The organism is Acidisoma sp., assembly GCF_035492295.1.
In the GTDB taxonomy this organism is placed as follows: Bacteria; Pseudomonadota; Alphaproteobacteria; order Acetobacterales; family Acetobacteraceae; genus Acidisoma.
This window is the reverse complement of record NZ_DATJJK010000241.1, coordinates 1-20837: the sequence shown is the minus strand read 5'-3', so window position 1 is coordinate 20837 and position 20837 is coordinate 1. Positions and strand designations below refer to the sequence as shown.

General features: G+C 67.0%; 18 protein-coding genes and 1 tRNA gene. 10 read left to right on the top strand and 9 right to left on the bottom strand.

The genetic code is table 11. The annotated features are described in order from the left end of the window. Positions 1-659, top strand: a 659-nt coding sequence (locus VL752_RS18085; RefSeq protein ID WP_325357298.1) for an FAD-dependent oxidoreductase, incomplete at its 5' end; no start/stop codon positions are given. A gap of 68 nt (positions 660-727) precedes the next feature. On the opposite strand, the gene VL752_RS18080 is transcribed toward VL752_RS18085, so the two are convergent. Then, positions 728-1012: a hypothetical protein gene (locus VL752_RS18080; protein WP_325357296.1), complete on the bottom strand. Its 285-nt coding sequence runs from the start codon at positions 1010-1012 to the stop codon at positions 728-730. 360 nt (positions 1013-1372) lie between these two features. Here VL752_RS18080 and VL752_RS18075 point away from each other — a divergent pair, with 360 nt between their 5' ends. Then, positions 1373-1927, top strand: coding sequence for a hypothetical protein (locus tag VL752_RS18075; RefSeq protein ID WP_325357294.1), 555 nt, complete (start codon positions 1373-1375; stop codon positions 1925-1927). A gap of 24 nt (positions 1928-1951) precedes the next feature. Here VL752_RS18075 and VL752_RS18070 read toward each other — a convergent pair whose 3' ends face one another. From VL752_RS18070 to VL752_RS18055, 4 genes are read right to left on the bottom strand one after another with little or no spacing between them, the layout of a single operon-like run. Next, positions 1952-2779 (bottom strand): YgfZ/GcvT domain-containing protein, encoded by an 828-nt coding sequence (locus tag VL752_RS18070; protein ID WP_325357292.1) that lies wholly within the window; start codon positions 2777-2779, stop codon positions 1952-1954. Beyond that, positions 2776-3222, bottom strand: a complete 447-nt coding sequence (locus VL752_RS18065; protein WP_325357290.1) for a DNA polymerase III subunit chi — start codon at positions 3220-3222, stop codon at positions 2776-2778. The genes VL752_RS18070 and VL752_RS18065 overlap by 4 nt, the downstream gene beginning before the upstream one ends. A 10-nt stretch (positions 3223-3232) precedes the next feature. Next, complete coding sequence (locus VL752_RS18060) at positions 3233-4681, bottom strand: leucyl aminopeptidase family protein (RefSeq protein ID WP_325357288.1); 1449 nt, start codon at positions 4679-4681, stop codon at positions 3233-3235. 12 nt (positions 4682-4693) lie between these two features. Next, complete coding sequence (locus VL752_RS18055; protein ID WP_325357286.1) at positions 4694-6166, bottom strand: leucyl aminopeptidase; 1473 nt, start codon at positions 6164-6166, stop codon at positions 4694-4696. A gap of 132 nt (positions 6167-6298) precedes the next feature. Here VL752_RS18055 and cysQ point away from each other — a divergent pair, with 132 nt between their 5' ends. The 7 genes from cysQ (at position 6299) to VL752_RS18020 (ending at position 16688) form a co-directional block, all read left to right on the top strand. Then, on the top strand, positions 6299-7081 hold the full coding sequence (cysQ, locus tag VL752_RS18050) for a 3'(2'),5'-bisphosphate nucleotidase CysQ (RefSeq protein ID WP_325357284.1): 783 nt from the start codon (positions 6299-6301) through the stop codon (positions 7079-7081). A 7-nt stretch (positions 7082-7088) separates the two neighbouring features. Then, positions 7089-8063 (top strand): L-threonylcarbamoyladenylate synthase, encoded by a 975-nt coding sequence (locus VL752_RS18045; protein ID WP_325357282.1) that lies wholly within the window; start codon positions 7089-7091, stop codon positions 8061-8063. 87 nt (positions 8064-8150) lie between these two features. Further along, entirely contained in the window at positions 8151-11882 is a 3732-nt protein-coding gene (locus VL752_RS18040) for a glycoside hydrolase family 99-like domain-containing protein (protein ID WP_325357280.1), read from the top strand. A gap of 207 nt (positions 11883-12089) precedes the next feature. Then, the gene (locus VL752_RS18035; RefSeq protein ID WP_325357278.1) at positions 12090-13184 is read left to right on the top strand and encodes a sugar ABC transporter substrate-binding protein; all 1095 of its coding nucleotides are present in this window, start codon (positions 12090-12092) and stop codon (positions 13182-13184) included. A gap of 4 nt (positions 13185-13188) precedes the next feature. Then, complete coding sequence (locus tag VL752_RS18030) at positions 13189-14688, top strand: sugar ABC transporter ATP-binding protein (protein WP_325357276.1); 1500 nt, start codon at positions 13189-13191, stop codon at positions 14686-14688. 15 nt (positions 14689-14703) lie between these two features. Beyond that, positions 14704-15720 carry an ABC transporter permease gene (locus tag VL752_RS18025; protein ID WP_325357274.1) on the top strand — a complete coding sequence of 339 codons (1017 nt, stop codon included), beginning with the start codon at positions 14704-14706 and terminating at the stop codon, positions 15718-15720. Next, a complete protein-coding gene (locus VL752_RS18020) occupies positions 15717-16688 on the top strand; it encodes an ABC transporter permease (protein ID WP_325357272.1) in 972 nt (323 codons plus the stop codon). Before VL752_RS18025 ends, VL752_RS18020 begins: the two co-directional genes overlap by 4 nt. A 53-nt stretch (positions 16689-16741) precedes the next feature. On the opposite strand, the gene VL752_RS18015 is transcribed toward VL752_RS18020, so the two are convergent. After that, positions 16742-17206, bottom strand: a complete 465-nt coding sequence (locus VL752_RS18015) for a CHRD domain-containing protein (protein WP_325357270.1) — start codon at positions 17204-17206, stop codon at positions 16742-16744. Positions 17207-17290: 84 nt separating this feature from the next. After that, a complete protein-coding gene (gene hemA, locus VL752_RS18010) occupies positions 17291-18502 on the bottom strand; it encodes a 5-aminolevulinate synthase (RefSeq protein WP_325357268.1) in 1212 nt (403 codons plus the stop codon). Between the two features lie 296 nt (positions 18503-18798). Between hemA and VL752_RS18005 the strand changes: the two genes are divergently transcribed. Further along, positions 18799-19365: a biotin transporter BioY gene (locus tag VL752_RS18005; protein WP_325357266.1), complete on the top strand. Its 567-nt coding sequence runs from the start codon at positions 18799-18801 to the stop codon at positions 19363-19365. Positions 19366-19487: 122 nt separating this feature from the next. Here the strand turns inward: VL752_RS18005 and VL752_RS18000 are convergent. Both VL752_RS18000 and VL752_RS17995 read right to left on the bottom strand, forming a co-directional pair. Next, positions 19488-19563: transfer RNA gene (locus VL752_RS18000), tRNA-His, on the bottom strand. 49 nt (positions 19564-19612) lie between these two features. After that, positions 19613-20812, bottom strand: a complete 1200-nt coding sequence (locus VL752_RS17995; protein WP_325357300.1) for an aminotransferase — start codon at positions 20810-20812, stop codon at positions 19613-19615. Positions 20813-20837: the final 25 nt, after the last annotated feature.

Below are 20837 nucleotides of genomic sequence, written 5' to 3'. Positions count from 1 at the left end.
CGCTGACGATGGAGCCTGCGAAGGGCGGCGCGGCTGAGACGGTGGAGGCGGATGTCGTGCTGCTCGCCATCGGAAGGCGGGTCTTCGTGGACGGGCTGGGCCTGGCGGACGCCGGTGTCGCGCTCGACGAGCGCGGCCGCGTCGCAACCGACGCGCATTACGCGACAAACGTGCCCGGCATCTATGCCATCGGAGACGTGCGCGTGGGCCCGATGCTGGCGCACAAGGCCGAGGACGAAGGCATGGCCGTTGCCGAAATTCTCGCCGGCCAAGCGGGGCACGTGAATTACGACGCCATCCCCTCCGTCATCTACACCTGGCCCGAGGTTTCGACCGTCGGAAAGACCGAGGCGGAACTCAAGGCGGCGGGCGTGGAATATCGGATCGGAAAATTCCCCTTCTCCGCCAATGGCCGTGCGCGCGCCATCGGCACGACGGAGGGATATGTGAAGCTGCTCGCGGAAAAGACGACTGACCGGCTGCTTGGCGCCCAGATCATCGGGCCGGATGCCGGTGGACTGATCGCGGAACTGGTGACGGCGATTGAGTTCGGCGCTTCGGCCGAGGATGTTGCGCGTACCTGCCACGCGCATCCCACGCTCAGCGAGGCGGTACGGGAAGCGGCACTCGCCCTTGAAGATGGCGCCATCCACATGTGATGGCGGGGGCGGCCCCTATGAGGCCGCCCCCTTACTCGCGCCCAATCTGTGCGCGCGGTCTTCTGCGGTCAGACCGCTGCGCGCATACGGCGCCGCTTGGGCGCCGTAAACATGACATGACCCGAAGCGGCAATCCCGACGCCGCTGGGGTTCGGCTGCAGATCCGGTTCCATCTTCATGAGTTCCGCAAGCGCCTTGCGCCCGCTTTCCCGCGCCGGGTAATCGGCGCCAACCTTCAGCGCCGCCTGAATGATCGCGGTTAGTTCCTTCCTGCGATTGTGTAGCGAGGCTTCGATTTCGTCAGCGGCAAGTTCAATATTCGCAACCTGTGCCTTGTCTCTCGAAATGCGCACCGGGAGGTCCTCCTTATCACATCCGACGTAACACCAGGAAACATGTGGTGACGCGATTAGGTCATTCTTAGAGAGCCATCGCAAGCTCGCAGAGCAGCTCTCGATTATGTGAAATGCTCCCCAGGCCGCTTCCGGTGTCTGAAGAGGTGTGGCCAAGCCAAGGAAATCAGTGTGAAAATTAGTTCCGAACCCGCTTCGTTCCGGCTTGTTTTCGCAATCGAATTTATTTTTGCGGTCGCCTTGGACTCGCTGGTTGGCGCACCATTTTGGCTGCCGGCCAGGATGGCTCGCCCATCGGCGATGCCGTGAGCCACGCCGCCAATGCGGCAGAAAACCCTCTTTGAATCGGGGCCCATGGCCATGAAACGGTTTTGCCTTACGCTCGCGGCCTGCGGGCTTCTCGCCTTGTCCGGCTGCCTGCACTACGACGCGCCGCCGGATACGGCGCAGCTGCCGCCCGGCGCCTTCCACACCAATGGTGACCAGGATGTTGCCGCACTCGATGCCGCCGCACTCGGCTTCGCCCATGCCATCATCGGCAATCCCGGAAAAGCCGCCTATGCAATCGCGGCGCTCGACTATCTCGGTGGCGAGCTCAACAGCAGCCCGCGTTGGGTCGGAATGGATTCGCTGACGCGGCTGGAAATTCTCGACTGGCGGAAGAAGATGCGCGCGGAAGTCGGCATCAGCGCCACCGCCTCGTCACAGGATGTGGTCGACACGATGCTGGCCTTGTCCGAGGCCTACCGCACAAACGACAGCGCTTCGGTCGCGCATCTGCTGGCGAGCCCGATCTTCACGGTGCCGCCCAATCAGGTCGCCGACCGGCTTGGGAACATCCCCTACAATGCCAATCTGAACGCGACGACGATGCGCGCGGATAACGCCATCATCACCCCCAGCCTCGGCAGTTGAGCGGCCTGATCGGCGGAGGCCGCATCAGGCTGGCGCCGCCTCCGGCAGCTTGATCCAGCTGGGGAGCATGACGCGGAGCGTGGCGCCGCCGGCATGGAGCGGCGGGCCGCCCAGCACCTCAAGCCGCAACACGGCGAGGCCCTGCCCTCCCCGTGCGGAGCGCATGGTGCCGACGTCGCGGCCTTCCGGGGTCAGCACCGGCGTGCCGGGCGCCGGGGCCTCGCCCTCGATCGCGACGGGCACGAGGCGACGCTTGAGCAGACCGCGGTAGCGGGTGCGCGCCGTCAGCTCCTGGCCCATGTAGCAACCCTTGGTCCAGGAAATGCCGCCGAGTTCGTCGAACCCCGCTTCGAGCAGCACGGTCTTCTCCGTCTCCAGGTCCCGCGACCCTTCCGGCAGGCCGAGCGACAGGCGGTGCCTGTCCCAATCCTCAGCCGTGGCGGTTGCCGGCAGCGGCAGGCCGGTGAGAATGCGATAGCCAGCCTCGGCCAGACGCGGATCTGGGGCGATCAGGCCCGAAGCCAGGTCGGGCGCCGGACCGTTCCAGGCGACCTGGACGGTCTCCTCCGCAGGCGCAAGCGCCGCCTTGGCGCGCAGCCGAAAGCGCGAGAGGCGCTTGATGAGATCGTCGCGCTGAGCCGCTTCGACGTCGAGCAGCAGACGCTCGCCGTCGGACAGGATGAAGAACTCCGCGAGCCATTTGCCCTGGGGCGTGAGCAGCGCGGACCACAGCGCCCGGCCGGGTTCGGCGAGCGTCACGTCCTGAGAGACGAGGCCCTGGAGAAAGGAAACGCGATCCTCGCCGGTGACGGCGACGACAGCTCGATGATCGAGGGTTGCGATCCGGGTCATTGCTTGCGCTCCCAGCCTTGCGGGCCTTGTTGCCAATAGCTCAGTTGGTGGCCCGCCGCCTTGGCCGCCACCCACCGCCTGCGCGCGGCTGCCACCGCCTGCCCGTCATTGCCGTCAAAGAGGTCGAAGACGCGGGTGTAGTCCCCGATGTGTGCGGTCCCCTGGCCGTCGATCAGGAACAGGAAGCGGGCGCCGTTCGGCGCCTCGTCGTCCTCGGTCAGCCAGATGGGCTGCCATTCGGCATGCCCGGAGGCGGCATGGCCGTGCGGCAGCCAGTCCGGGGTCTGGCACTGCCAGAGAGCGGTATCGAGAGCGGCGAGGCGCTCGGCGCTGCCGCAACGGATCACCGCACGCTCGCCGGCCGCGAGCGTGCGACCGAGCAGCGGCGGCAGCACCGTCTCGGTCGAGGCGCGGGTCAGATGATAGAAGCCGATCTCCGCCATGGTTCCGCGCTCAAGGATGATCGGGGTCTTCGTAGCGTGTGGCGACGAGCTGGTCGAGCAGGCGCACGCCGAAGCCGGTGGGCCCGGCCGCGTAGCGGCCCTCAGCCTCTTCACGCGCCTCGACCGCGCCGATGTCGAGATGCGCCCAGGGGGTATCGCCCACGAACGCCCGCAGGAAGGCAGCGGCGAGGGCGGCATCCGGCACCAGACGGCCGGTGATGCATTGCTTGATATCGGCGATGTCCGAGGCAAGCGCCTCGCGCTGGCGTTCCGTCACGGGAAGCGGCCAAACCCTCTCGCCGACCACAACGCCGGCGGCGGCGAGATGGGCCGCGAGTAGCCCATCGTTGCCGTAGACGCCCGCCATTTCACCCCCGAGGGCGACGCCCACGGCATAGGTCAGGGTTGCAAGGTCGACTACCGCACGCGGCTGAAAGCGGGACACGGCGTAGGACAGCGCATCGGCCAATACGAGCCTGCCTTCGGCATCGGTATCCACGATCTCGACCGTAAGCCCGGCATGGCCCTGAATGACGTCCCCCGGGCGATAGGCGTCGCCATCCACCATATTCTCGGCGAGGGCGAGCACGGCCACGGCGGGGGCCGGGGACCCGCGACGGGCCAGCGCGAGCATGGCGCCGACGCAGGCGGCGGCGCCCGCCATGTCTCCCCGCATCTCCCACATCCGATCGGCGGGTTTAATGGAAATACCGCCGGTATCGAAGGTGATGCCCTTGCCGACGAAGCAGACCGGCGGCTGATCGAGGCTGCCCGGCCAGCGCAGAACAGCGAGCTGCGGTGGATGCACCGAGCCGCGGCCGACGGCCTGGAGCAGGCCGAGCCCCTTCGCACCAAGCGCGCGGCCTGAGAGGATTTCCACCGTGATTCCGGCGTCCTCCAGCGCGCGCAGCCGGGTCGCGAAGGCCTTTGGCGTGAGAAAATTCGAGGGTTCGGCGACCAGCGCGCGGGCGAGACAGACGGCCTCCACGGTCGCCTGCGCCTCCCGCCAGCGTCGGCCGGGTCGCTCGGCGTCATCGACCAGGAGATCGAGGCGCGTCGTCTCGCTCAGACCGGGCTCGGACGCCCGCTTGCCCTGGCGGTGCTGCGGCGGTGCCCAGGCGCGGAGTGCTGCGCCGAGCGCGATCGGCACGGCGAGGCTGCGCGGCAGGCCACGCCCGTCGATGGCGATCTGGGCCTGGTCGCAGAGCGCGGCAGCTGCCGCCGCACCCGCCTCTTCGGGCCGCGCCCCCTCACCGATGCCAAGCAGAAGCAGGACGCCGCCCCCCGGCCGGTCGAGCAGGAGTAGGGTCTTCTCCGCCTCCCCGGTGAAGCCGGCGGCGGCGGCGGCCCGCGCGCAATCGGCCGGCACGGCACCCTGCCGCACCGGCAGGACGCGCGCGGCCTTTGGGTCGAGATCGGCGGCGCCGATCAGGTGCAGGTCCGGCTGGATGTTCAGCATGGCCAGGCGTCTTCAGCCCTCATAATGGTCCCGCACGAGACGATCGAGCAGACGCAGGCCGTAGGCGGTCGCGCCTTTGGGCACGCAGGGCGCGTCCTTGCTCGACCAGACCATGCCGGCGATGTCGAGATGCGCCCAGGGCTTGCCGTTGACGAAACGCTGAATGAACTGCGCGGCGACGACGGCGCTGCCGTAGCGGCCAGCGATGTTCTTCATGTCCGCGATGTCGGATTTCAGCGAACGATCATAGGCATCCCCGAGCGGCATGCGCCACAGCTTCTCGCCGGTCGTGAGGCCGGCGGCGAGGAGCTTCTGGGAGAGATCATCGTCATTGCTGAACATCCCGCCATGCTCCTGGCCGAGGGCCACGATGATGGCACCGGTCAGCGTCGCGAGATTGACCATGAAGGCGGGGTCGAACTTCTCCTGCGCGTACCAAAGGAGATCGGCGAGCACGAGGCGGCCTTCAGCATCGGTGTTCAGCACTTCGATGGTCTGGCCGGAATAGCTGGTGACGACGTCGCCCGGGCGCTGCGCCGTGCCGGAGGGCATGTTCTCGACCAGGCCGACAATGCCGACGGCATCGACCTTGGCCTTACGGCCGGCAAGCGTCGCCATCAGGCCGACGACGGCGCCGGCCCCCGCCATGTCCCACTTCATGTCCTCCATCCCGGCGGCAGGCTTGATGGAAATGCCGCCGGTATCGAAGGTGACACCCTTGCCCACGAAGCAGACCGGCTTCTTGGTGCGGCGTGCGCCGGTGCCGTTCCACTGCATGACGACCATGCGCGGCTCCTGCACGCTGCCCTGGGAGACGCCCAGCATGGCACCGAAGCCGAGCTTGGCGAGTTCCTTCGGCCCCAGGACCTCCACCTTCAGGCCGAGGGCGGTGAGCTTCTTGCAGCGCTCGGCCATCTCGGCGGGCGTCAGGATATTGGCGGGTTCGGTGACCAGGTCGCGGGTGAGGAAGATGCCCTCGGCGGTCGCCTTCAGCGGGGCGAAGGCAGCGCGGGCCTTGGTCAGTTCAGGCACCTGCAGGCTGATGGCGGCAAGCTTCGGCTTGTCCTCTGCCTTTTCCTTGGTGCGGTAGCGGTCGAAACGATAGCTGCGGAGCACGGCGCCGAGGGCGAGATGGGCAGCATCCTGGGCGCCGAGGGAGTCGGCGAGGATCACTGCCTGCGGCTCGGCCGAGAGCGCGGTCGCGATGCTACCGCCGGCCTCTTCCAGCGTCAGCGCGGAAAGATCCGCCCGCTTGCCCAGCCCCTGCACCACCACACGGCCGAGGCCGGGTGCGGGGGCATAGAGCATGATGTTTTTCCCCTTGTGGCCCTTGAAGCCCGCCACCTCGAGCGCGCGGGCAATGGCCCCGCCCGCCGCCTGGTCCAAGGCCGCCGCGACGCCCGCAAGCTGCTCCTCCTCGGCGAGCAGCAGGGCAACGGCGCCGGCCTTGGGCGGCACGGGCTTGGAGAAGGCGACGTCGAGCATGAGCGGGATCCTCAAGAACTGCCGGTATCGGCTTGCCCGGCCCTGCACGCCGGGCCGGGAGATGGTTGATATGCGACCCTAACAGCTGCGGCGCGCTTTGCCACGCTGGGCAGGCACGTCTATCACCCATTCATGACCTATCGCCCCTCCGACGAGGCCCTGATGCAGTTGGCAGCCACTTTGGCGGCCGAGGCGGGGGCGCTGATTCTGCGCGTGCGGGAACGCGGCTTCGCGGTGGACCGCAAGGTAGACCGGACGCTGGTGACGGATGCCGACAGTGCCGCCGAAGCGCTGATCCTGGAAGGTCTGCGCCGGATGGATCCGGCCATTCCCGTGATCGCGGAAGAGGAAGCGGCTGCGGGCATCGCGCCCGAGGCGGGCGCGGAGACGGAGTTCTGGCTGGTCGATCCGCTTGACGGCACGCGGGATTTTGTGGCGGGCCTCGATGATTTCGCGGTCAATATCGGCCTCGTGCGGCACGGCCGCCCGGTGCTGGGCGCAGTCGGCGTGCCGGCCCGGGGCCAAGTCTTTTACGGCCAGGTTGGGCATGGCGCCTTTCGGAGGGACCAGGCGGGCGATCATCCCATCGCGGCACGGCGCCCGCCTGACGCTGGCCTTACCCTCGTCGTCTCGCGCTTTCATGGGGACGGGCTGCCGCACCTTCCCGCGATGCTCGCGGGGCGGCCCATCGCCCAGATGATCCGCATGGGTTCGGCCGCGAAATTCTGCTGGGTGGCGGATGGCCGCGCGGATTGCTACCCCCGCCAAGGCCGGACGATGGAATGGGACAGCGCGGCCCCGCAGGCGGTGGTGGAAGCGGCGGGCGGCCGCGTCCTCTCCGCCGAGGACGAAGCACCGCTCAGCTACGGCAAACCCGGCTGGGAAAATCCTGGCATTTTCTGCGTCGGGCGCTGAGGGACGGATGGACACGAAGACGCTCGCCTCCGATATGGCCGGACTGGCCGAGGCGGCCCGGCTGCTGCGCGCGGGCAGGCTGGTCGCCTTCCCAACCGAGACTGTCTACGGCCTCGGCGCAGATGCGACCTCAGAGGCGGCGGTCGCCGCCATCTACACCGCCAAGGAACGGCCGAGCTTCAACCCGCTCATCGCCCATTACGCGAACGCGGAGGCTGCCTTCGACGACGTTCTGGCGAATCCGGTCGCCGAGCAGCTGGCGGATCTCTTCTGGCCTGGCCCTCTCACCCTCGTTCTGCGACGCGGCCCGCATTGCAGCGTCTCGCGCCTGGCCGGCGCCGGGCTCGACACCCAGGCGGTGCGGGTGCCCGCCCATCCCCTCGCCCACCAATTGCTTGCGGCGACCGGCCGGCCGGTTGCCGCCCCCTCAGCCAACCGCTCCGGCCGGGTGAGCCCGACGACGGCGGCCCATGTGCTGGATGGGCTTTCGGGTCGCATCGCCGCTGTGATCGACGGCGGGCCCTGCGCTGTGGGCCTGGAATCGACGGTGGTCGATCTTGCCGGGCCGCGCCCGGCCCTGCTGCGCGCGGGCGGCGTAACCCTGGAAGCGTTGCTTGCCCATCTTCCCGATATCCTGGTGCCGGAACCGGCAGCCGAGAATGCCCCGCGCTCCCCAGGCCAGCTCCTCGCCCATTACGCGCCCGAACTGCCTCTGCGGCTGAACGCCCAGACGATCGGGCCCGAGGAGGCACTGCTGGCCTTCGGCCCCGCCTTGCCCGGCGCCGCACTGACCTTCGACCTCAGCCCCGCCGGCGATCTTGGCGAAGCGGCGGCGCGGCTTTTCGCCGGCCTGCGCGCCCTCGATGCCGGGGGCCGCGCGCGGGGGCTTTCCAGCATCGCCGTCATGCCCGTTCCCGAGCGGGAACTCGGTTGCGCGATCAATGACCGGCTGCGCCGCGCCGCCCATGAGTCGCGGACATGAGGCGCGGTCAAGCTCGGCCAATAAATCGTTGATCCTGCGGAACCGGCTCATCATTATGCGTGCCATGACGACAGCGGACCGCGGGTGATGAAGGACGACTTGGCAACGGCAGCGGCCGCTGGGGAAGACAGTGAGGACGAGATCAACACCGTCATCCTGGAGAGTGGCCTTTTCGATTTCGCCTGGTATTGCGGGGCCTATCAGGCGGACCCGGCCGATGCACTCCGAGACTGGTGCCGCACGGGCTGGCGGGAGGGGCGCAACCCCAACCTCTATTTCGACACGACCTGGTACCTGACGTATTACGCCGATGTCGCGGCGGGGAACATCAACCCGCTGCTCCACTACATCAATCATGGCGAGCGCGAAGGGCGCCGCCCGTCCATGCTCTTCGACCCAGGCTGGTACCGGGAAACCTACCACCTGGGCGCCGCCGAACTCTGCCTTGGCCATTACATGCGCGAGCGGCTGACCGGGCGCGTCAATCCCAACCCCGATTTCGATACGGATTTCTATCTGACGCTCTATCCCGACATCGCCGCCGCCGGGATCGACGCCTTTGCCCATTTCATGGAAATCGGCTTTCGGGAAGACCGCAACCCCTCCCCCAATTTCGACACTGGCTTCTATCGCGGCCGCTACCTGCGCCATCAGCCCGGGATCAACCCGTTGCTGGATTACCAGCGCCGGCGGGGCGAGACCGGCATCTACCCGAAGCGGCCGCTGAAGGAAGCCACGATTCCAGGCGAGATCGGCCGCTTTTCCCGCCCGGGCGAGGCCTTCGAGACCTTCGAGCCGCTGCCCGCCGGCACCGCTCTGCGCGCCTGGGTGCTCGCCTATTACCTGCCCCAGTTCCATCCCATTCCCGAGAACGACGCCTGGTGGGGTCGCGGCTTCACTGAATGGACCAATCTCACCCGCGGGATGCCGCGCTTCGCCGGCCATTACCAGCCCCGCGCGCCGCGCGATCTCGGCCACTACCGGCTGGACAACCCCGAGACGCTGCGCCGCCAGATCGAGATGGCGAAGGGCGCTGGCGTGCACGGCTTCGTTTTCTACTTCTACTGGTTCAACGGCCATCGCCTGCTGGAAAAGCCGCTGGAGATGCTGCTGGCCGACCCCGGCCTCGACATCCCCTTCTGCCTGATGTGGACCAACGAGAATTGGACCCGGCGCTGGGACGGGCATGACGATGAGATCCTGATCAGCCAGGACTACCGGCCGAGCGAGGACGCCGACCTCGTCCGTGTCTTCGGCCGACATTTCGCCGACCCCCGCTACATCCGGCTGGAAGGCCGGCCGGTGCTGATGATCTACCGCCCCGGCCTCATTCCATCCGCACTCGAAACGATTACACGCTGGCGCGGCCTGTTTCGCGATCTCTGTGGCGAGGACCCGATCTTCGTCATGGGCCAGGGTTTCGACGCGACCGACCCCAGTGAATTCGGCATGGACGGCGCGATCGAATTCCCGCCGCACAAGCTGACCGCCAGCCTGCCCAAGATCAACGACAGCCTGGAATGGCTGGACATGGAGGCGATGCCTCATGTCGTGAGCTACCAGGACACGGTGGCGATATCGCTGGCCGAACCAGCGCCCGCCTATCCCCTCATCAAAACCGCCGTGCCCTCCTGGGACAATGACCCGCGGCGCGAGGGTCGTGGCCTGGTGCTGCACGGCAGCACGCCGGCCGCCTTCGGCGAATGGGTTTCGGCCCTTGTGGCCCGCGCCGAGAAGACGCCCTTCTTCGGTCAGCCCATGCTCTGCATCAATGCCTGGAACGAATGGGCGGAAGGCGCCTATCTGGAGCCCGATCTGCATTACGGCAGCGCCTATCTTAATGCCCTCGCCCGCGCAGTCGCGGTGGAGAGCCCGCGCAAGGAGCTGGGCAAGCTGCTTCTCGTCGGCCATGACGCGCATCGCCACGGCGCTCAGATCCTGCTACTCTCGATCGGCCGCGCGCTACGGCGTCTGCACGGGGTCAACCTCGAATTCCTGCTCCTCGAAGGCGGCCCGATGGTGCCGGACTATGCCGAGGTCGCACCCGTCACGGTGCTGCAGCGACGGGCGGACCTCCCGGCGGAAGGCCGCAAGTTCGCTTCCCGCGGCTACCGTCAGGCGATCGTCAACACGGTGGCCGCCGGGGGCGCCTGTCCTATCCTGGATCATGCCGGCATCGCGACGACGCTGTTGGTGCATGAATTGCCGAGCCTATTGCACGAGAAGAACCTGACCCAGCTCGCGCGGCGCGGCGTCAGTGCGGCGCGTCACATCGTCTTCCCGGCCGCGAGTGTGCGGGATGGTGTGCTCGACCATCTCGATGCACGCCTTCCGCCTTTCCTCGCCCGCAGCGTGGTGCGCCCGCAGGGCGTGTACAGCCCGCAAGCCTTCGACAGGAAGAAGCGTGCGGCGCTGCGCAAAACGCTGGGTATTCCGCCAAAGGCGCCGTTCTTCCTCGGCATCGGCTATGCCGATATGCGCAAAGGCTTCGATCTCTTCCTCAAAGTGCTGGAAGCGGCGCCGCACGCCCATCTCGCCTGGGCCGGCAATATGGACCGGGCGCTGGCGAGCTATCTCGGCCCGGATATCGCGGCCGCCACCGCCACCGGCCGCTTCCATCTGCTGGGCTTCCGGCAGGATCTGGACGCGCTGCTTTCAGCCGCCGATGTGCTGCTGCTGACCTCGCGCGAGGACCCCTTTCCCTCGACCGTGCTGGAGGCGATGAGTGCGGGCGTGCCGACCGTCGCCTTCGCGGGCTCGGGCGGCATTCCGGATCTGCTGGAGGAGCAGGAGGTGGGCGCCGTGGTGCCGCGCGGGGATGTGCAGGCCATGGCCACAGCGGCGCTGGCGATGGCCGCCGCCAACGATCCCGCCGTGAGGGCGCGGCGCGCGCGCCTCGCGGCACTCGCCGAGACCGATTTCGGCTTCCCGGCCTATTTGAAGACCCTGCTCGACCTCACGGCACCCGATCTCCTCGCCGTGTCGGTTGCCGTGCCGAACTACAATTATGCAGTCCACCTGCCGTCCCGGCTGGAGACTGTATTCGCGCAATGGGCGCCTGTGCGCGAGATCCTGCTGCTGGACGACGCCTCGACCGACGACAGCCTGACCGTCGCCCGGGCTGCTGCGGCGACAGCGGATCGCAGCATCCAGATCGTCGCGAACGCAAAGAATTCCGGCTCCGTCTTCCGGCAATGGCGCCGCGCGGCGGAGGAGGCGAGCGGCGATTTCCTGTGGATCGCGGAAGCCGATGATGAAAGCGATCCGCGCTTCCTCGCGCGCCTGCGCGCCAAGCTCGAGGCCGACCCCGACTGTGTCATGGCCTTTTGCGACAGTGTGGCGATGGACGCGGACGGCACCATCCTGAGTGACAGCTACAAGACCTATTACGCCCGCGCGGCGCCCGGGCTGCTCTCGGCGGATGCGACCTTCGCCGGCCGCGACTTCCTGGCCAAGTGCCTCAGCGAACGCAATCTGATCCTCAATGTCAGCGCCGTGCTGTGGCGCCGCGATGCCCTGCTCGCGGCCTTCGCGCGCCTGGGCGACAAGCTCGACCGTTTCCGCGTCGCCGGAGACTGGTATCTCTATGCGGCGATGCTGAGCCAGCCCGCCGCACGGATTGCCTATATCGCCGAGCCGTTGAACCGCCACCGGCGGCATGGCAGCAGCGTGACCCAGGGTCTGGACGCCCGGCGGCATGTGGACGAGATCGCCGAGGTGCAGCGCTTCGTGGCCGGTGTTCTGGGCGACGACCGCCGGATGAAGCGCCGCCAGTCCCTCTATCTCGCTGAAGTCACCACCCAGTTCGGCCTGCACTGAGCGACCCGCCAGGGCAAATCTGCTGCCGCACGAACGGTTTCGGAAGATTGCTCAGGTTATTGCGCGTTAGCACTGGACAAAGCGCAAGCGAGGCTTGATGCTAGCCTGCGACCGATAAAAATCGGCACCAAGCCTACCAAAAACGTCCGCAAGAAACAGATTTTATAGAAAAACGTGTCCGCAAAGGGCACCGGGAGGATCGGTTCAATGACGCATCCAGCGACCAGACGCGCCCTGCTGCAGACGGCAGGATTCGGGCTCGCCGCTTTGCCCCTGATGGTTGCGCGACCAGGCTTCGCTGCCGAGGGCAAGAAATTCAAGATCGCCCTCTCCAACTCCTACATCGGCAACAAGTGGCGATTGGAGATGGAGAATGTCTTCAAATCCGCCCTGCAGATGGAGCCGTTCAAGTCCCAGGTCGAAGGCTCGATCTTCAATTCCGGCAACGACGCCAGCAAGCAGTCGCAGCAGCTCTCCAACATGATCGCCGAACGGGTCGATGCCATCGTCATCGATGCCGCATCCCCCACCGCGCTCAACGGCATCATCCATCAGGCGACCTCGCGCGGCATCCTCGTGGTCTGCTTCGACAGCGGCGTGACCGCTCCCTCCGCCATCAAGGTCAATATCAGCCAGTATGACCTCGGCAAGGGCTGGGCCGAATGGATCGTCAAGCAGACCGGCGGCAAGGGCAACGTCATCATGGTGACGGGTGTCGCCGGTACGCAGGTGGACCTCGACCGCAACAAGGGCGCGGACGCGGTCTGGGCGCAGAACCCCGGCATCAAGGTCGTCAACCGCTTCACCGGCATGTGGGATTCCTCGACCGCCGAGCGCAATACGGCGGCAGTTCTGCCGTCGCTGCCCAAGATCGACGCGATCTGGTGCCAGGGTGGCACGGACGGCGTGCTGAAGGCCTTCATCTCCGCCAATCGCCCGCTGCCGCCGACCGCCGGAGAGGCGGAGAACGGCTTCCGCAAGATGATGCTGGGCATCGGCGGCCATAAGGTCGTCGGCTACTCGGCGGGCTCCCCGCCCTATCTCTCGCTGATGGCGCTGGAACTCGCGCGTCGCATCCTCGAAGGCAGCTACCCGAAGAAGGATATCGACGTTCCGAACGTCTTCGTGACCAACGCCGACCTGAAACTTGGCGTCAACGTCTTCTCCGACCAGCCCGACAGCTTCTTCGACGACTTCACGGCGGGCAGCGGACCCAATTCGCCCGTCGACATCTGCGCGGCGGCGGCCGTGGACGGCAGCGTCTGCCCGGGTGGGCTTCGCATCAATCTGCCGAAAGCCTGACCCTGTGAGCATCGCCGCTATCGAAGCGGTCGATGTCGGTAAAGCCTATGGCGGTGTCGCGGCGCTGACGAAAGCGTCCTTCACCGCCGAGGCCGGCGAGGTGCATGCCCTCGTCGGCGAGAATGGCGCCGGCAAATCGACTCTCATCAAAATCCTGGGCGGTCGTGTGCGGCCCGACCAGGGCGAGGTCCGGATCGGGGGACGCCCGGTCTCCCTCTCGGGCCCTGAGGCCGCGCACAAGCTCGGTGCTTGGACCGTTTTCCAGGAGCTGACGCTGCTGCCCTGGATGACGGTGGCCGAGAATCTTTTGCTGCGCAGGGAGCCGCGCGGCGGTTTCGGCCTCATCGACCGTGCGGCCACGGCGCGGGAGGCCGATGCGCTGCTCGCCCGCTATGGCGTCATGCATGTCGATCCCCGCGCGCTGGTGGAGGACATCTCGCTGGCCGAACGCCAGGTGGTGGAGATCGTGCGCGCCATCAGCCACGATCCGCAGATCCTGTTCCTCGATGAACCCACCTCCTCCCTCGTCGAACGCGAGGTGGAATGGCTGTTCGGCCAGATCCGTGCGCTTCGCCAGACCGGCACCTGCATCGTCTTCACCTCTCATCGCTGGGGCGAGATTCGCAGCATTGCCGACCGCATCACGATCTGTCGCGGCGGCACCGATGTCGGCACCTTCACCGATATCGACGAGGACGAGGCCGTGCGTCTGATGACGGGCCGGCGCGTGGAGGCACTCTATCCCCCGCTCGTGCCGCTGCCCGCGGCCGCCCCCGCCGTACTCGAAGCGGCCGATCTGGCCGGGCCGAATGTAAAACGAATTTCCTTCGAACTGCATGCGGGCGAGGTTCTGGGCCTCGGCGGCCTCGCCGGCCACGGGCACCGCGAAGTCTTTCGTCTGCTCTTCGGTGACGCGCATGCCAATAGCGGCGAAATTCGCGTCGGCGGCAAATCCCGGCATTTTCGCTCCCCCCGCGCCGCGATCGCGGCCGGAATCGCCCTTGTGCCGGAGGACCGCAAAACCGAGGGTCTGCTTCTGCAGATGAGCGTGCGGGACAATGCAACGCTCGCGATCCTCAAACGGTTGACGCATTTCGGTGTGCTCGACCGGACGGCCGAACGGCAGGCGGCGCAAAGCGTGGTCGACAGCCTGCGCGTCCGCACCGCCGGCATCGGCCTGGCCGTCGGCGCACTCTCGGGCGGCAATCAGCAGAAGGTCCTGCTCGGCCGCTGGCTTCTCGCCGAATGCCAGATTCTTCTTCTTTACGACGTCACGCGTGGCGTCGATGTCGCAACCAAGCATGAGATTTACGAACTGGTCTCGCGTCTCGCGAGCGAAGGCCATGCGATCCTCTTCTATTCCAGCGACGCCGAAGAACTCGCCCATCTCTGCCATCGCGTCCTCGTGATGCGGGAAGGTGTGGTCGCAGCCGAGCTCTCCGCCCCCGGCATTACCGCCGAGGACATCGTCTCTGCCGCCGTGCGCGACCATCTCGCCGCCTGAGGACCGAACGCTCCCATGTCATCCTCCCACTCTCCTCCTGAGACCGTTCTGGCTGCGAGCGGTCCGCGCCGCTCGCGCTTCTCCCATTTTCTCGTGCAGAATGTCGGCCTCGCCCTTGTCGTGGCGCTGCTGATCGCCTGCATCATCCTCTATTGCGTGCTCTATCTGGTAACGCAGCACCGCCTGCCCGGCGGTTTCGAGCTGACCTCGACGCTCAACAACACCATGCCGCTCGCCTTTGCCGGCATCGCGCAATCCCTCGTCGTACTGACGCGCGGGATCGACCTTTCGGTCGGCGGCGTCATCGACCTCACCAATGCCATGGCCGCGCTGACGCTGAATGGCGGGCCGGTGCAAACCACGCTCTGGACCGCCGCGATCCTGGGCGTCGGCGTGCTCTGCGGCTTGCTGAACGGTGTGCTCGTGGCCGTCGGCCGGCTGCAGCCGATCCTGGTCACGCTTGCGACCCTCTCGATCTTCCAAGGTATCGCGATCAAAGTCCTGCCGCAGCCGGGCGGCGCGGTGCCGGCCGGTTTCACCAATGTGCTCGCCAATCCCAACTGGCCGGTATCGCTGCTCTATATTCCGCTGATCGGCCTGATCTGGGCGGTGTTTCGCCGGACCCGCCTCGGCGTGTCCGTCTTTGCCATCGGCAATGATGCGATGGCGGCGAGCAGCCACGGCATTTCGGTGAAGCGGACGGTGATCCTCGCCTATATGCTGGGCGGCTTCGCTTCCGCCTGCGGCGGCCTCATTCTCGCCGCCACCTCGACCGCGGGCGATGCCACGACGGGCAACACCTATACTTTGACCTCGATCGTCGCCGCCGTGCTCGGCGGTGTCAGCCTCTTCGGCGGCCGCGGTAGCGGGCTCGGCGCGGTCTTCGGCGCCTTCGTCACCACCATGGTCGTGAACATCCTGTTCTTCGCCCATATCGACCCCCTGTATCAGACATTTTACGAGGGGCTGTTCCTGCTCGCGGCGGTCGTGGCGGCGAATGTCATCGGACAAATCGTGAGGCGCCGGAGATGAGTGCTTCCATCATCAGGCAATGGCTGCCGCGTGACCGGCGGCGCATCCTGTATGCCTTCCTGGCCGCCATCATCCTCTTCGCCATCGGCGAGGCGGTGCGCCCGGGCTTCGCGAGCCTGGACGGCATCCGCGCCATCCTGGTCGTTGCCTCCTTCGTGGGGCTCGTCGCCGCCGGCCAGACCTTCGTCATCCTTATCGGCGGCATCGACCTCTCGGTGCCTTGGGTGCTCAACGCCGCCTCGATCCTGATGGTGACGAGTTCGCTCGGCCAGGACGCGCGCGCGATCCCCGCACTGGCGCTCACCCTCGGCGTCGGCGCGCTCATCGGCGCCGTCAATGGGGCCGGCATCGCGCTGCTCGGCATTCCCGCAGTCGTCATGACACTCGCCATGAACGGCATCATGCAGGGGCTGACACTGGGGCTATCGGGCGGCATGACCTGCACGAGCTGCGGCGCCTATGCCCCGCCCGTCATTCAGGCCGCCGTGCATCAGGGGCTGCTCGGCGTGCCCTTCGTGCTCTGGATCTGGATCGTCGTCCTCATCGCGGTCTCGTTCCTGCTCGCCATGACCCGCTTCGGCCGCGCGACCTATACGGTGGGCAACAATGCGCGGGCGAGCCACCTCGCCGGCATCAATGTCTCCGGCATCACCATCCTGCTCTACGCGCTGAGCGGCTTCTTCTCAGCGATGGCAGGAATCATGCTGGTGGGTTTCGGCGGCCAGGCCGCACTCGGCATGGGCGATCCCTATCTCTTCCAGTCCATCGCCGCCGTCGTCATCGGCGGTGTCTATATCCTGGGCGGGCGTGGCAACTACCTCGGCTCGGTCGCCGGCGCCATCAGCCTGACGGTGCTGGTCAGCGTGCTGCTGGCCTTCAACATGCCGGATTACGGACGCAGCATCGTTTATGGCGTCGTCATCCTCGCCCTTCTGCTGCTCTATGGGCGGGAAGAGGACAGCGCATGAAAAAGGGGCTCCCGCCGGCCGGCGGGAGCCCCCTTTTTCCCGATGGAGCGTCTTCAGTTGCTCGGCTGGACGTTCAGCTGGCCGCGAATCTCGCCGCCAGGAAACGCCGCGGTATGCAGGTTCACGTAATAAAGGCCACCGAGCATCTGGGAGACCTGATCCAGCGTCAGCTTGGCCTGGCCGTCGATCGGGCTCGTCAGCGGCGGCGTGAAGGGGATGACCGGCGGTGCGTCCATCCCCGGCGTTGCGGGGCCATGGATATGCGCCGCCATGACGGGCCCGGACAGGCCGGCATAGGTCAGGTGCCAGCTCAGCATCTCGGTCGTGGGATCATAATGGGCAACCATTTCGCCAAGGCCCGTGGGCGGCGCGCCGGGAACGGGCACGAGCTTCGCGGTCAGCGTCACCGGATCGGCATGGGCGGTCGCGAGCCCGGTGAGGCCGACGAAGGCGAAAGCAGCAGCAGCGGCCAGCGGCAGCAAGGCGCGGCGCGCCGGGGAAAGGATCGACTGCGTCATGGGATCTTCCTCTTCTTGGAACGGCGCGGCGGCACGCCGCCCATCCTATGAACCATACCATCCCTCGGAAACATGACGAGATGATTACGCCGCCTTTCGTCCAAGAGCTGCGAAGATGTCAACCAGGGCGGCGATGAGATTGTCCATCATCGCCTCGGTATGCCGCGGACCCGGTGTCAGGCGCAGCCGCTCCGTGCCGCGCGGGACGGTGGGATAGTTGATCGGTGTGGCGTAGTGGCCGTGGCGTTCGAGCAGCAGGCGGCTCACGTCACGGCAGAGATCGGCATCCCGCACCATCAGCGGCACGATATGGCTCTCGGAGGGCAGACGCGGCAGACCGGCAGCATCGAGCTTGCGCTTGAGCAGGGCGGCCTGCGCGAACAGCGAAGCGCGCAGCCCGTCATCGGCGCGGATGCGGCGGATGCTGGCCAGCGCCCCGCCGACCACGCCCGGCGGCAGGGAGGTCGTGAAGATGAAGCCCGGCGCCGTGGAGCGGATGAAATCCACCACCACCGCATCGGCCGCGATATAGCCGCCATGGGCGCCGAAGGCTTTTGCCAGCGTACCCTCGATGACGGTCAGCCGGTGCGCCACGCCGTCCCGCTCCGAAACCCCGCCGCCATGGGGCCCGTACATGCCCACGGCATGCACCTCGTCGAGATAGGTCAGCGCGCCGTAACGGTCCGCGAGGTCACAGATCGCGCCGATGGGCGCGATGTCGGCATCCATCGAATACACCGATTCGAAGGCGATGAGCTTCGGCGCCGCGGCCGGCGCTGCTGCGAGCAATTCCTCCAGATGGGCGAGGTCGTTATGCCGGAAGACATGACACTTCGCGGGGCTGTTCTTGATGCCGGCAATCATCGAGGCGTGGTTCTTCTCGTCCGAGAAGCAGATGAAGCCGGGCAGGCTGCGCAGGATCGCAGTGAGCGACGCCTGGTTGGAGACGAAGCCCGAAGTGAAGAGCAGTGCCCTTTCGCGACCGTGCAGGTTGGCGAGTTCCGCCTCCAGCGCATCATGCAGGGGCGAGGTGCCGCCGATATTCCGCGTGCCCCCGGCGCCGACGCCGAGCGTCTCCATCGCCGCGCGGGATGCCGCGATGACACCCGGATCGACGCCCATGCCGAGGTAATCGTTCGCGGACCAGACCGTGATATCCCGCGTCTCGCCCTTCTCGGTCAGGCGATAGACCGGAAAGCGGTCGGCCTCGCGCATCAGCGGCGTGAAGCGGCGATAGCGCCCTTGAGCCTCGATCTCGGCGAGATGCGAGCGGCAATGGTCAATGAAAGCGTTCATGCGCAATTCTCCCGCAACAGGACATAGGCCCGGGGGCCTGCGGCACGCATCCGCCGATCGCGAATGTCTGCCGCCCGATGGCAATGGGATGCGGTGCTGGCATAGGGAGCGCGCATCGCCTTGGCCTGGATCAAACAGCCGTAAAGGCACGCCCGCCACGGGCCGCTTCACGCGCCGCTTGCACGGCTCCGTGATGACAGGCAGCATACACAGATCAACGATCGCGGCGACGGTGCCGGAGCGTCCGCAACCCGGGACGCGAGGACGCCGCCGCTTCCACCTTCGGAGACTACGCCATGCCCGCCCAGGCGAAAACCATCCCGGCCATACGGTCGCGCCAGAATGCCCTGCCGATGCCGCTGAAGCTCGCGGCGGCCGTACTCGGCGTCTGCGTCATCGCCGCCTCCGCCCATATCGCCATCCCCTTCTGGCCGGTGCCGATGACGATGCAGAGCGGCACGATTCTGCTGCTCGGCGCGATCTACGGCAGCGGCCTCGCCGAGGCGACGCTCGCGAGCTATCTCGTCGCCGGCGCGATCGGCCTGCCGGTCTTCGCCTCAGGCGCCGGCCTCGCCTATCTCGCCGGCCCGACGGCCGGCTATCTCCTCGGCTTCTTCGTCGCCGCCTCGCTGATGGGCTTCGCCTCCTCGCGCGGGCTGATGCGCGGCTGGACCGGTACCATCGTTGCCTTTCTGGCCGGCATCACGGTGATCTACGGGCTCGGCCTGGCCTGGCTCGCCCTGCAGGTCGGCTGGAACAAGGCGCTGGCCGGCGGCCTCGTGCCCTTCCTGCCGGCGGAAGCGACCAAGATTGCCATGGCGATCCTGCTCTATCGCGCGGGCCATATGCTGCGCCCCCGCTGAGCGGACCGACCGGACAAAAAAAGGGCCTGTCCCCCGCGGGGACAGGCCCTTTTTGATGCGCAAAGCGCCATAAAACGCTGCTTCGCCGCAAAACACTCAATTTCGGGAGGTGTTCAGGGAACTGGGGCGATCGATGGGGCTCGAACCCACGACATCCAAGACCACAACCTGGCGCTCTACCAACTGAGCTACGACCGCCATCCAGTTACGCGGGCCATTCGGCGCCGCGGCGTGCCCTTTAGACCGATCACTCCGCCGCCGTCAACGGCACGGCCGCGGCGGACTGACCCGCGCCGAAATAGCGGGTCAGGCGGGTCACCGCCTCGTCCAGCAGCGCGGTCCGCTTGCAGAAGGCGAAGCGTACGTGATGGCGCGGCTTCTCTGTCGCGTAGAAGGCGGAGAGCGGGATTGCCACCACCCCTGCCCGCTCCGCGAGACGCATGCAGAAGGCCGCGTCATCACCATCCGAATCGAGCGCTGCATAGTCGGCGAGCACGAAATAGCTGCCGCCGGAAGGCAGCGTGCGGAAGCCCGCGGCCTCTAGCCCGCGCACCAGGTGATCGCGTTGCGCCTGAAGGTCTGCCGCGAGCCCGGCGAAATAGGCGTCGTCCTTGGCCAGGCCGACAGCCACGGCACGCTGCAGGTTGGGCGGCGTCGTGAAGGTCAGGTTCTGATGCGCCTTGGCAACCACGCCCATCAGCGCCGCCGGCCCCGAGATATAGCCCACCTTCCAGCCGGTGAGGCTGAAGGTCTTGCCGGCCGAGCCGATGCGCAGGCACCGCTCGCGCATGCCGGGCAGGCTCATCAGAGGAATATGGCGATGGCCGTCGAAAACAAGATGCTCATAGACCTCGTCGCAGATCGCATAAGCGTCGTGCTGCTGCAGCAGGCTCGCGATGAAGCCGAGCTCCTCGGCCGTGAAGACCTTGCCGATCGGGTTCATCGGGCTGTTGATGAGAATGGCCTTGGTCTTGGGGCCGAAGGCAGCGGCGAGCGCCGCGCGCGGCAGGGTCCAATGCGGCGGCTCCAGCCGGACGAGGCGCGGCACCGCGCCCAGCATGCGCACAACGGGAAGGTAGGTGTCGTAGAGCGGTTCGATCAGAACGACCTCGTCGCCCGGGTCGATCAGCGCCATGAGCGAGGCGGTGATGGCCTCCGTGGCGCCGGACGTGACGACGACCTCGTGGTCAGGATCGAGATCAAGACCGTAGAAGCGCGCATTGGCGGCTGCGACTGCCTGACGCAGTTCCGGCACGCCGGTCAGCGGCGGATACTGGTTGCGCCCGTCCTGCAGCGCATCGGCCGCTGCCTGGATGACATCCGCCGGCCCATCTGTATCCGGAAAACCCTGGCCGAGATTGATCGCCCGATGTTTCTGGGCGAGCGCCGACATCACGGTGAAGATGGTGGTTCCGGTATTCGCAAGCAGGCTGTTGGCAGGCTTCACGGCAGGGCTCCTCGTCCAGTACGCG